At 57.3% G+C, this 12,744-nt stretch carries 10 protein-coding genes; 5 read left to right on the forward strand and 5 right to left on the reverse strand.

The features are described from left to right. Window positions 1–136 precede the first annotated feature (136 nt). Entirely contained in the window at window positions 137–1,003 is an 867-nt protein-coding gene (locus QZQ97_RS23060; RefSeq protein WP_311995327.1) for a helix-turn-helix domain-containing protein, read from the forward strand. On the opposite strand, the gene QZQ97_RS23065 is transcribed toward QZQ97_RS23060, so the two are convergent. Beyond that, on the reverse strand, window positions 939–1,976 hold the full coding sequence (locus tag QZQ97_RS23065; protein WP_311995328.1) for an XdhC family protein: 1,038 nt from the start codon (window positions 1,974–1,976) through the stop codon (window positions 939–941). The genes QZQ97_RS23060 and QZQ97_RS23065 overlap by 65 nt on opposite strands. A gap of 8 nt (window positions 1,977–1,984) precedes the next feature. After that, entirely contained in the window at window positions 1,985–2,569 is a 585-nt protein-coding gene (locus QZQ97_RS23070; RefSeq protein WP_311995329.1) for a nucleotidyltransferase family protein, read from the reverse strand. A 203-nt stretch (window positions 2,570–2,772) separates the two neighbouring features. On the opposite strand from QZQ97_RS23070, the gene QZQ97_RS23075 reads away from it, so the two are divergent. The 3 genes from QZQ97_RS23075 to QZQ97_RS23085 are packed head-to-tail and all read left to right on the forward strand — an operon-like array spanning window position 2,773 to window position 7,351. Beyond that, window positions 2,773–5,562, forward strand: coding sequence for a xanthine dehydrogenase family protein molybdopterin-binding subunit (locus QZQ97_RS23075; RefSeq protein ID WP_311995330.1), 2,790 nt, complete (start codon window positions 2,773–2,775; stop codon window positions 5,560–5,562). Continuing rightward, complete coding sequence (locus tag QZQ97_RS23080; protein ID WP_311995331.1) at window positions 5,559–6,113, forward strand: (2Fe-2S)-binding protein; 555 nt, start codon at window positions 5,559–5,561, stop codon at window positions 6,111–6,113. Before QZQ97_RS23075 ends, QZQ97_RS23080 begins: the two co-directional genes overlap by 4 nt. After that, complete coding sequence (locus tag QZQ97_RS23085; protein WP_311995332.1) at window positions 6,110–7,351, forward strand: cytochrome c; 1,242 nt, start codon at window positions 6,110–6,112, stop codon at window positions 7,349–7,351. Before QZQ97_RS23080 ends, QZQ97_RS23085 begins: the two co-directional genes overlap by 4 nt. 39 nt (window positions 7,352–7,390) lie before the next feature. Here the strand turns inward: QZQ97_RS23085 and QZQ97_RS23090 are convergent, their stop codons facing one another. The 3 genes from QZQ97_RS23090 to QZQ97_RS23100 form a co-directional block, all read right to left on the reverse strand. Continuing rightward, window positions 7,391–8,341 (reverse strand): glycoside hydrolase family 43 protein, encoded by a 951-nt coding sequence (locus QZQ97_RS23090; RefSeq protein ID WP_311995333.1) that lies wholly within the window; start codon window positions 8,339–8,341, stop codon window positions 7,391–7,393. A 10-nt stretch (window positions 8,342–8,351) separates the two neighbouring features. Further along, on the reverse strand, window positions 8,352–9,752 hold the full coding sequence (locus QZQ97_RS23095; RefSeq protein WP_311995334.1) for an MFS transporter: 1,401 nt from the start codon (window positions 9,750–9,752) through the stop codon (window positions 8,352–8,354). Window positions 9,753–9,948: 196 nt separating this feature from the next. Beyond that, window positions 9,949–11,325, reverse strand: a complete 1,377-nt coding sequence (locus QZQ97_RS23100) for an amino acid permease (RefSeq protein WP_311995335.1) — start codon at window positions 11,323–11,325, stop codon at window positions 9,949–9,951. Between the two features lie 633 nt (window positions 11,326–11,958). Here QZQ97_RS23100 and pdhR point away from each other — a divergent pair. Continuing rightward, window positions 11,959–12,723, forward strand: coding sequence for a pyruvate dehydrogenase complex transcriptional repressor PdhR (gene pdhR / locus QZQ97_RS23105; protein ID WP_004947949.1), 765 nt, complete (start codon window positions 11,959–11,961; stop codon window positions 12,721–12,723). Window positions 12,724–12,744: the final 21 nt, after the last annotated feature.

A 12,744-nucleotide genomic window follows, 5' to 3' on the forward strand; every position in this document is an offset into this window, starting at 1 on the left:
GCAACTTTCAGACTGAATCCCAGCTTGTGTAAAGTCCTGTAGCCCGCTGGACGCCTTGTTTTAACCTGTATACCCTACGCGCAAAGCAGTAAAACGTGCACAAAGGCATATTTGTAACAGAAGGTTCGGCAAGCAAATGGGAACGCAGGAAAATCACATCAGGGATCTGCTGGTCTGGATTGAAGACAATCTGACTAATCCGCTGTCATTGGATATCGTATCCGCCAAATCAGGCTACTCGAAATGGTATCTGCAGCGGCTTTTCAAGAAGCAGACCGGGCTGACGCTGGCGTCGTATATTCGCGCACGACGTTTGTATCTGGCCGCTTTCGCTTTGCGTTTCACGCGCAAGAGCATTCTTGATATTTCCGTAGAATATCAATTTGATAATCAACAAACCTTTTCACGCTGTTTCAAAAAGCACTTTGCCGAATCCCCCAGCGTCTACCGCCATGCCCGCAAGCAGGACTTCAGCCATCTGGTGCGTTCGCTGTCCGCCGGTCAGCCTGGCGATATTAAGGTCGAACGTGTCACCGTTGATAAAGGCCAGTATCTCCTCAGAGGGAAAAGTTACGCCTATCACCTGGATATCGAGCATCTGGATAAATCGCATCTGCACCTGCGCAGCGGAATCAAAGAGAATTTCTACAAGCTGCTTGGCGGCCGTCCGTCGTTGATCTACGCGCTGACCCATTTGAGGCCGGATGGGGAACGGGTCAGGGTGGATTATGCGCTCGGTGTTGAGGCGGACAGTTCGGTCGATGCCATTCCCGAGCTGGAGCCGCTGCCGGATATCCACGGCGATTTTTGCCGCTTTTGTTATTCCGGCAAACCGGTGGCGCTGAACGACCACGTGGTGCAGATATACACTCAGGTATTGCCGGAGCTAGGCCTGGCCCGGCGGGAAGGGGCAGACCTGACGTTGTTCAGATATTCGCTCAATGAGCGGGAGGAGCTGCATCTGGAACTTCAGCACCTGGTGCCCGTAATTCCTCTGGACTGAAAGGCCGGGCTGCCGTGCGATTTTTCTGTTGCACGATATCGGCCATCACCGCCAGGGCGATTTCCGCCGGCGTTTTACTGCCGAGCGGTAACCCGATCGGTGCATGAATACGCTCCAGCTCTTGTGGGCTGAACTCGGCAATCTGCTGCAGGCGCTGGCGGCGGCGTGCGCTGTTGCGCAGCGAACCCATGGCGCCGATGTAAAACGCCGGGGTGTGTATGGCTTCCATCAGCGTCAGATCGTCCATCCGCGGGTCGTGAGTCAGCGCCACAATGGCGGTATTGGCGTGGCATCCGCCACCTTCAATAAACTTGGCCGGGAACTGGCGCAGCAGCGTCACGCCGGGTCTGAGCAGGGGGGCGAAATTATCCAGCGCCTCCGGGCGATTTTCACACACCAGCACTTCGAACCCCAACGAACTGGCGAAATCGGCGCAATACAATGCCACGCTCGACAACCCGGCAATCAGTAAGCGCGGTGCAGCGGCGATATTCAAAGTGATTTGTTGCCCATTGCGCTCCACCTGGGTGGCGCTGGCGAAGTCGGTCAGTTCCAGGCTGTGGCAGGCATCAGGTAAGATCAGGCGTTTGACCAACGCGTGATGTCCGTCCAGCGCGCCGGCGATTTTTGTCAGGTAGCCTATGCTGCCGTCACCGGCGGGAAGGCATTCAATCAGTACGTCGAGCACGCCGCCGCAGGGCAACGCCACGTTCGGCTCCAGACCGCCTTCACCGTAGCGGATCACCTGGCTGGCCGCCTGATATTCCCCGGCCGCCACGCGCCGCAGAAAATCCTCTTCCACGCAGCCACCAGACAGCGAACCGCAGTAGTCCCCGCTCTGGGTTGCCGCCAACAAGGCACCGGGCGAGCGTGGTGAGGAGCCGTAAGTATTCAGTACGGTACACAGCCACACCGGCTGCTGTTTCAGCCAGCTTATCGCCTGGCTGATTACGGTGATATCAAGATGCTGCATAGATGATTTTACTCGCTGGCCGGTAGCTGTGACGGAAGATCAATATCCTGCACGACGCTTGCCCGATCAAGCGGCAACAGATAAACCGCTTCCCCTCGCAGCAGCTCGCGTGCGCCATTATCACCGCGCAACAGGCAAAGCCTCTTGCGCAATGGAGCGGAAAAGCCGACCGGGTGGCCAGGCCGTTGGCCGAAGCAGGGGCGAGCTATCGCATGATGCTGCAGCGCATCGGCGACCAGGCGAAAGATGTCGGGTGTGACGAACGGCATATCCGCCAGATGGATCAACCAGCCTTGCCAGTGCGGCGTAGCGCCAACGCCGGCGGCAATCGAATCCCCGAGACCTGCGCTGGCGATCAGCGTGACCGGCACCTGATACGCGGCGCAAACCTGCTGTACCCACCGGTTATCCGGCCGGGTGACGACCCACACCGGCAAACCGGAGGCCAATACCTGGCGCAAGGTATGTTCAAACAACGGGCGCCGGCGACCCGTCTCATCCGCAAACTCAGCGTTTAATTTGTTGCCTTTGCCACCGGCCTGCGAGAAACGTTCCCCACGCCCGGCGGCGGCGATCACTATGCCTGTTGTCATCTGCTCAGCCCGAATTTGCGCAACTATTGATTACCTTACCGCCAATGCGTGTTTTTGATATGTGTTTTTGTTGAAAACAGGATGTTAATCATCACATAATTTTGGTTATAAGCATATGCTTATGACGTCTACGGCAAGGTCGTCAGCGTTTGCGCAACAACACCGCGAACACAAAACAACAATAAAGATGTGAAGGACTTTTTATGAGCAATTTTAACCCGTCACGGCGTCGCTTTATCAAAAGCGCCGTGATAGCGGGGGTGTCCGTCTACCTCGCGCCCCTCTACAGCCGCGCCTACGCCGCGCTGTTTGAACAAAAGATTCTTCAGGCGCCTAACTGGGACGCCCATGAGAAACGCGTACGCTTCCGTATTGACGGCCGTGCCAAGGTGATGGGGCAGAAGGTGTTCGCCCGCGATATCCGCGCGGTCGATATGCCGCACTGGCCACAAAAGCAGGCGCACGCCTTTATTCTGCGCGTGACCAAGGCTGACAGGTTGTTTGCGGGCCTTGACCTCTCGTTGTTGGGAGATGATCTGCAGCCGGATCGTCTGGTGACGGCGGAAGATTTGGCACGCGACGGCCTGGCTTTCCCAGCGTTTTATGGCGACGACATGCTGCTGCCCGTAGGCAAGACGCCGGCCTACCTGGGGCAAGCGGTGGCGATCCTGATTTATCACGACTTTGCCCGCTTCCGCTTCGCCAAGGACAAGCTGAAATTCCGTGAAGATCCCCTCAAATACGGTGCCGAGACTGGCCCGCTGGAGCGCGATCCCTGGGGCACCTTCCGCTATGTGCGGGTGGGCGGCGACCAGCCGTTCGATGACGATCGTTTCTCCAGCCTGAAAGACACGCCGATTTTCCCGGTATCGATGAAGAAACACCTGCCGGTCTGGCCGGAAGGCCGCGAAGGCGGCAAGCTGGATCAGGAAGGCATGCATTATGCCGGGGTGATTGCCGCAGAGCTGCAAACGCCGCCGGATGATTGGCTGGTGCTGTCGCGGCGCTATACCACTCAGTCTGTCGACACCTCGGCTCTGGAGCCGGACAACGCCAACGGCTGGTTCGATGAAGCGACGCAAACCCTGCATCTGGTGGTGCCGACCCAGTCGCCGCAAGAGGTGGCCGACGAAATGCCGCGTATGCTGGCCAAACGCAATCCTGCGGTGAAACAGCTGATTTTGCACCCTTGCTACACCGTCGGTTACGGTTCGAAAGATCACTATAACTTCCCCTATTACGGCGCAGTGGCGGCGATGTATGGCGACGGGCACCCGGTGCGGCTGGCCAATGACCGCTTCGAGCAGTTCCAGACGGCGCTGAAACGTCACGCCTTCGACATGAATTACCGCATTGCGGTCAACCGCCAAACCGGCGTACTGCAATCGTTCCACGGTGAGATGACGGCAGACGGTGGTGGCCGCAGCAACTTTACGCCGTCGGTGGTGATGGTGGCGGCGACGGCGGCGCAGTCGATTTACTACTTCCCGAAAAGCGATTTGTCTGCGGTGGGATTGGCTTCGCGTGCTATCGACGCCGGTTCGGCACGCGGCTACGGCACGCTGCAAAGCATGGCCGCCACTGAGATGATGGTGGATGAACTGGCTGCCGAACTGAAGATCGACCCGATCGAATTCCGTTTGCGCAACGTACTGAAGTCCGGGATGAAAAACACCCAGGGCGCTATTCCTGCAGGCGCTATTCGTGCCGATGAAGTGCTGGAGAAGGCGGCAAAGCACGAGATGTGGCTGCAACGTGCCCAGCGCAAGGCAGAGTTTGAGAGCCGGCATCCGGGCAAACGCTACGGCGTCGGCTTCGGTTGCGTGCAAAAAGACTTCGGCACCGGCGCGGAAACCTCCTTTGCGCGCGTCGAGCTGGGGGAAGACGGGCGTATCATGCTGCATCACAGCGGCGCAGAGATGGGGACCGGCATGTCGACTTCACAGTCGGTGCTGTGCGCGCAGTGGTTGGGCAAACCGGCGGATGAGGCGCACTTTTCGGTGACCGACTGGTCAGTGTTGCCGATGATCACCAGCGGCGATCCTTACATCATGTCGCAGGCCGAGCAGGATCAGTTGCAAACCAACCCAGCCTGGACGCCAAGCTACTGTTCGCCGTCCAGCGCCAGCAACTCGGCGTATTACTTTTCCCACAGCACGCGCGAAGCGGCCCGGCTGATATTCAACCACGGCCTGTGGCCGGCGGCGATGGCGCTGTGGCAGGCGGGTATCGGCGGTGGCCAGGCGGCGCCGCTGGTGGTGCGCAGAGAAGATGCGCGCTGGGTAGAAGGCGGGCTGACTGCCGCCGGCATGGCGGTGTTGAGCCTGGAGATATTGGCGAAAAAAGCCTACCAGATGGGCGGTATCACCGGTGCAGCGGTGCACGTGTTCAACCGCTGGCAGTGGGCGGAGGCGGATTTCACGCTGAGCGATAACGGCGAGCGCCTGCCGATCGACGGTTTGGCGGTACGCAATGCCAATGGCGAGTTCAAAACGCTGCCGCGCACCCAGGTCTATTATCCGCCGACCCAGCGCAATAACGCGGCGGTGACCTATTACAGCGCCGTAGGCACGTTGGCCGAAGTGGCGGTGGATATCGCCACCGGTCAGGTGGAACTGCTTAACCATCATTCGATCATGGAGTGCGGCAACCTGATTGTGCCGGAACTGGTTTCAGGCCAGTTGCAGGGCGGGCTGGCGATGGGTATCGGCCATGCGTTGCACGAATATTTACCCTTGTACGAAGACGGGCCGGGTAACGGCACCTGGAACTTTAACCGTTACCATCTGCCGCGTGCCAGCGATGTGGCGGTCTGGAAGCAGACCGGTGACATCCTGCCCGCGCTGTCGGAAACCGACCCGCCAAAAGGCATGGCCGAAGTGGTGATGATCCCGGTGGTCGCCGCGTTGGTTAACGCCATCGCCCATGCCACTGGCCACCGTTTCCGTGATTTGCCCGTCCGTGCAGAAAATATTCGTGAGGTATTACAATGAGCATTAAAACCCAGCCGATCTCCCTGACCGTCAACGATAAGCAGTATGGCCCGATCGAGGTGCCGGAAGGGCTGATGATGATCGACTTCCTGCATGAATATCTCGATCTGACCGGTTCGCGCCTGGGCTGCGGGCAGGGCATCTGTCACGCCTGCGTGGCGATTGTCGATCACCCGAGCGGCACCAGTGAGGAAGTGCGCACCTGCATTACCGGCGCGCACTTTTTCAGCGGCAAGAAAGTGCGTACCGTAGAAGGGCACGCCAAGGTGGATGAGCAAGGCGATGTCGTCGAGCTTTCACCGATCCAGCAGGCCTTTCTCGAACATTACAGCTTCCAGTGCGGCTACTGCACGCCGGGCTTCGTCAACGCCGCCACCATTTTTGTTGAAAAGCTCAAACGTGAACCCATTGCGCGCGATCGGCTGGAAAGCGCCATCGAGCAGGCGCTGGACAGCCATATCTGCCGCTGTACCGGCTATGTGCGTTACTACGAAGCGGTGCGCGACGTGGTGCTGAAGACGCCGGGCCTGGTGAAGGAGACGGCGCGATGAAAAAACGTCTCGCACTGTTGATTCTGCTGGTGGCGATTATCGTTATCGCCCTGCTGTGGTGGCGGGAAAACCGCCGCTACGAAGGTCCGGTGCAGCAGGTGACCGCCAGCTCCGAACAAATCGTCCGGGGGCGCTATCTGGCCCAGGCCGCCGACTGCGCAGCCTGCCATACCGCCAGCGGCGGCGCACCTTTGGCGGGCGGCTATCCGTTGGATACGCCGTTCGGCACAATTTATGGCAGCAACCTGACGCCGTCGGCCGACCACGGCATTGGCCGCTGGACCAAAGACGACTTCTTCCTGGCGTTGACCCAGGGCGTGGCACCGGGCGGGCGCCATCTGTACCCGGCGATGCCTTATACCTCGTATAAAGGGATTTCGCGGCAGGATGCCGATGATATTTATGCCTATTTGATGACGCGCCCGGCGGTGGACGTGGCCATTCCGGAAAACGCCATGCCGTTCCCGTTCAACCAACGTATGGCGTTGATTGGCTGGAACCTGTTGTTCCGCAATCAGGATCCTTTGCCGGCCAGTTCGCAGGGGGCTTCGGCACAGTGGCAACGTGGCCGTTATCTGGCGGATACGCTGGGCCATTGCGGGGAATGCCATACGCCACGCGGCATGCTGGGCCAGATGGATCTCGGGAAACCGATGCAGGGCGGCGAGCTGGGACGTTTTATGGCGCCGGACATTACCCCGCACGGGTTGGCGCAACGCGGCTGGACGCCGGACGACCTGAACCGCTTCCTGGCTACCGGCATTGCGCCGCAGGGCAGTGCTTTCAGCGAAATGCATATGGTGGTGGATCTCAGTACTCGCCATTTGACGCCGGAAGACCATCAGGCGTTGGCTACCTATCTGATGGGTGAGCAGCCGCCGGCCGCGGTACCGGTAAAAGTGGGGCAGGGCAGCGATGCCGGGCGCATCAGCTATCTGGATCAGTGTTCCGGTTGCCATGCACGTGAAGGCGAGGGTAAACCGCATGTGGCGGTCGCGATGCGCGATAACGCTACGCTGCGCCAGCCGGACGCTAAAAACCTGATTGTTTCAGTGCTGGACGGTTTGCCGGCGCAGCAGTTCCCCAACGGTGAAAGCATGCAGAGCATGCCGGCCTTTGGTGCGCGGCTGGATGATGCGCAGGTCGCCGAACTGGTGAACTATCTGCGTGTCACCTGGGGCGGGTTGCCGGGCGATATCACTGCCGAGCAGGTGAAGAAGCTGCGTAATAAGCCTTGATCAAGAAGGGGCTCAGCGTGCTGAGCCCCTTTTACTCTACTAGCGATTATCCGCCGGTGGTTCACCCAATACCGGCATGCCTTCTTCATTCCACGCTATCGGCTTAATCCGCGTATGACGATTGGGGTCATAGAGTGGATCGCCTTCGATTTCCGTGTAATTGCGCGCATGGTAAACCAACAGATCCCGGCCCTGCTCGTCGAGGGTAAAGCTGTTGTGTCCGGGGCCGAATTGGCGGTTTTTGGCGCTGGTGCGGAATATCGGTTGGCTGGCCTTGTGCCATTGGGCTGCGTCGGTGATGTCACTGTCGATATCGGCCCAGAGCAGCCCGATGCAGTAATTTTCATCGGTGGCGCTGGCGGAGTAGCTGATAAATATCCGTTGGCCATGAGTCATCACTGCAGGTCCTTCATTCACCTCGAAACCCACGATTTCCCAGGGGAGCTCCGGCTTGCTGAGCAGCACCGGCTTGCCCTTTAACGTCCACGGATTTTCCATCTCCGCCAGGTACAGGTTGGAGTTGCCGCTGATGGCCGGATCTTTTTGCGCCCATAAATAATAGTGTTTCCCGCGATGCTCAAAATGGGTGGCGTCGAGGGAGAAACTGTCGATGTGGCTGTATATTCTGCCTTTTTCTGTCCATTCCCCGGTTAACGGATTGTCTGCGCTGCATTCCAGCGCAAACATGCGATGCTGAAACAGGCCATCCGCAATGTCGGGGCTGTGGGCGGCGGCAAAATACAAATACCACTTGCCGTCGATAAAGTGCAGTTCCGGCGCCCAGATCAGCGCGCTCATCGGCCCTTGCTGCGGCTTTCGCCAGACTACCGTTGCCGTGGCCTGCGGCAGTTCGTTGAGGCTGCGCGCCCGGCGAAGCTCCAGGCGATCATATTCCGGCACCGAGGCGGTGAAATAGTAATAGCCATCGCTGTGGCGCAAAACAAACGGATCGGCCCGCTGTTCAATAAAAGGGTTAGGGTAGTCTCGCATTGCGCGCTCCTTACGGGTGTTTGGTTTCTAGCTGCTGCTCACGATAGTCGGCCAGCTCCTGGTAATTGACCCGGCGCTTTTCCAGATCGATCTGAATCTGCTGCATCAGTTGGCGATCGACCTTCAGCAGGCGCACTACGCCGGCGGTGATCAGATAGCCAATACCTGGGATCACGGTGAACAGCAACACAATGCTGTTGAGTGCGCTGGCGCTTTGGCTGGCCGCATCCGCCTGATAGCCGGAATACGACATCAGGAAGCCGACCATGGCACCTGCTACCGCCAGCCCGACTTTCAGGAAGAACAGATTGCCGGAGAAGCTGATGCCGGTGATGCGCTTGCCGGTTTTCCACTCGCCATAGTCGTCCACGTCGGCCATTAACGACCAGTGCAGCGGTGAGGGGATCTGATGCAAGATATTCAGCAGGAAATAGGCGACCACGATTAATGAGGTCAACTGAGGGTTGAGGAAGTAAAAACCACAGGAAAACGCCGCCAGCACGATATTGGTCCAAAAGAACACTTTCAGTTTGCAGAAGCGATCGGTCAGCGGTTTCGCCAATGCGCTGCCGATCATCATGCCGACTACACCCAGCGCGATAAACAGGCTGGCGAATGAGGTTGACTGCTGCATGACGTAGGTCACGTAATACATGGTTGCCGCCATGCGGATAAAACCGGGGCAAACGTTGCAAAAGGTCAGCAACAGAATGCGTACCCATTGATCATTTTTCCACACGTCTTTCAGATCGGACTTGAGCGCGTCGTGGGTCGGCACGGCCGGGCGTATGCGCTCTTTGACCGTGGCAAAGCAGAACAGAAACATGAACAGGGCGATCAGCGCCAGCACGCCCATCGCCATCTGATAGCCACGCGCCTTGTCGGCGCCGCCAAACCATTCGGCCATCGGTAACAGGGTTAGCGAGAGGATGAGCGTCGCAATGCCGACCAGAATAAAACGGTATGACTGGCAGGATACCCGCTCTTGCGGATCGGCGGTGATTACGCCGCCTAATGAACAGTAGGGAATGTTGATGGCGGTGTAAGTCAGCGACATCAAGAAGTAAGTGGCGAAGGCATAGACGACCTTGCTGTTGTAGCTCCATTCCGGCGTGGTAAACATCAACACGCTGAATAATACATAGGGCAGGGATACCCACAGCAACCAGGGACGAAAACGCCCCCAGCGGCTTTGGGTACGATCGGCGATGGCACCCATAATAGGATCGGTTACCGCATCCAGCACCCGAACCGAGAGCAGCAGAATGCCGACCAACGCCGGAGTCAATCCAAAGATGTCGGTATAGAAATAATTGAGAAACAACATAATCGCTCCGCCAATCATGTTGCAGCCGGCATCTCCCATGCCATAGCCAATCTTTTCTTTTATCGATAGGGCATTGCTCTTCATGGACATTTTCTCCGTGGCGGCAGGATCTGACTGAGTGGCAACGATTATTGTCCCGGCAGGCGGCGAGTTATCAGAAACTATTGGTTGTAGAGATGGACAAACCGGGCGTGGCGAGGAAACTGTGAGCCAGTTGGCAAAATTGAAGGGCAATAAAATGGCCCGCATTTGCGGGCCAAGTTGATTTCAACGCGGTTTATCAGCGGCCGACGGTACTTGCCGCACGCTGGCTGCGCTGTTTGATGACGTAGCCGATGGCCAGAACCGCCACCCATACCGGGATCAGCAGCACCGAGATTTGAATGCCCGGCGTCAGGTACATGATCACCAGAATACCGGCCATAAACGCCAGGCACAGGTAGTTGCTGAACGGATACCAGAATGCCTTGAACTTCGGCTCTACGCCTTCACGGTTCTTGGCCGCGCGGAACTTCAGGTGCGCCAGGCTGATCATCGCCCAGTTGATCACCAGCGCCGATACCACCAGCGCCATCAGCAGCTCGAAGGCACGCCCTGGGATCAGGTAGTTGATCAGCACGCAGAAGGCGGTGGCAATGGCGGATACGCCGATGGCGATCACCGGCACGCCGCGGCCGTCGACTTTCAGCAGGCTTTTCGGGCCGTTGCCCTGTTGCGCCAGGCCGTACAGCATGCGGCTGTTGCAGTAAACGCAGCTGTTATAGACCGACAGCGCTGCGGTCAGCACCACAATGTTCAGAACCGTTGCCACCACGTTGCTGTTCAGCGCGTGGAAGATCAGCACGAACGGGCTGCCGCCTTCAACCACTTTGCCCCACGGGTACAGCGACAGCAGAATGGTCAGTGAGCCGATATAGAAAATCAGAATACGGTAGATCACCTGGTTGGTGGCTTTAGGAATACTTTTCTGCGGGTTATCGGCTTCGGCTGCGGTGATGCCCACCAGCTCCAGACCGCCGAACGAGAACATGATCACCGCCATCGCCATCACCAGCCCCATGATGCCGTTCGGGAAGAACCCGCCCTGTGCCCACAGATTGGTTACGGTGGCTTCCGGGCCGCCCATGCCGCTGAACAGCAGGTAGGCGCCGAACACGATCATGCCGATAATCGCCACCACCTTGATAATGGCGAACCAGAACTCCATCTCGCCATACACCTTCACATTGGCCAGGTTGATGGCGTTAATGGCCAGGAAGAATACCGCGGCGGATACCCAGGTCGGGATTTCCGGCCACCAGTACTGAACATAGATGCCGACCGCGGTCAGTTCCGCCATCGCCACCAGCACGTACAGCACCCAGTAGTTCCAGCCGGAAGCGAAGCCGGCGAAGTTACCCCAGTATTTATAGGCGAAATGGCTGAAGGAACCGGCAACCGGCTCTTCCACCACCATTTCCCCCAGTTGGCGCATAATCAGAAACGCGATGAACCCGCCAATGGCATAGCCGAGAATGACCGACGGGCCGGCCATTTTTATTGTTTGAGCGATACCGAGAAACAGCCCGGTACCAATTGCGCCACCTAGGGCTATAAGCTGAATATGGCGGTTTTTCAGGCCGCGCTTCAGCTGGTCGCCTTGCTGTTGACCATCCATCAATGAAACCCTCTGTCGTTGCAAAATACTCACATGCTGTAAAGCAGTGGTTACGATGTGTGTTTTGTTTTATTTACGGCGTTATAGCTATTAATTCCACGGAGCCGCTACCGTTTGGAAAAGAATAATGTTATGCGCGCCAGTTTGCACCTGCTTTATTCTGTGAGTGATTAAGATTTCAGCAGTTTAGGAAACAAAATGCGGGTTGTGTGACGACAGGGGGGATTCAATGCACGAAATAAGCAGCAAATCACATAATGCGCAGAAATAACTTAGATATGAATCATTGGTGGTGGTGAAATAGTAATCAGCTTGATGCCGGGTACAGGATGCAAATAGCTATTCGTTAAAGCTTCATAAACATGCAATAAAATTCTGTCTTTGACGCTTCAGTCTTCCTGACGGGAGGTTTCGCAAACGTTAAATCAGAAATCTACCTCGTAAATGGTATTACCAACCCTCAGTTATCGGTGTGCAGCAGACCTGATATCGAGGTGTTAAAATGTGCGGGGAATCATGATTTCGAACGAGGCCCATATGGACACGAGGTGAATACTTTGTTACTTTACCGTCACGTTTTTGAAATTGGTATTACCAATTGACTCCGCGCCATTCGCAGAGAAGAATTCACCCATGGCCTACAGCAAAATCCGCCAACCCAAGTTGTCAGACGTTATCGAGCAGCAGCTCGAACACCTGATCCTCGAGGGAACGTTGCGTCCAGGCGAAAAGTTGCCACCGGAGCGCGAGCTGGCGAAACAATTTGATGTTTCCCGTCCTTCTCTGAGAGAGGCCATCCAGCGCCTGGAAGCTAAAGGGCTGCTCCTGCGCCGTCAGGGCGGCGGCACCTTTGTACAAACTAATCTGTGGCAGAGCTTCAGCGATCCGCTGGCTGAACTGCTGGCCGACCATCCTGAATCACAATTCGATCTGTTGGAAACTCGTCATGCTCTCGAAGGCATCGCTGCCTATTATGCGGCGCTGCGCGGGACCGACGAAGATCTGGCGCGCATCCGCGATTGCCATATTGTGATTCAGCAGGCCCAGGACAGCGGCGATCTCGACGCCGAAGCCGACGCGGTCATGCAATACCAAATCGCCGTGACCGAAGCTGCCCACAACGTTGTGTTACTGCACCTGTTACGCTGTATGGGACCGATGCTGGAACAGAACGTGCGTCAGAACTTTGAATTGCTCTACTCGCGCCGTGAGATGTTGGCAAAAGTGAGCAGCCACCGCGCCGGGATTTTTGAGGCGATTGTGGCACGCGAGCCGGAAAGGGCCCGCGAAGCTTCGCACCGCCATTTGGCGTTTATCGAGGAAATATTGCTGGATCTCAGCCGGGAACATACCCGGCGCGAGAGATCGCTGCGGCGTCTCCAGCAACGCAAGGATTAAGAACGGTTCTCTTCAGGGTAC

The organism is Serratia sp. root2, assembly GCF_031931805.1.
GTDB lineage: Bacteria > Pseudomonadota > Gammaproteobacteria > Enterobacterales > Enterobacteriaceae > Serratia > Serratia inhibens.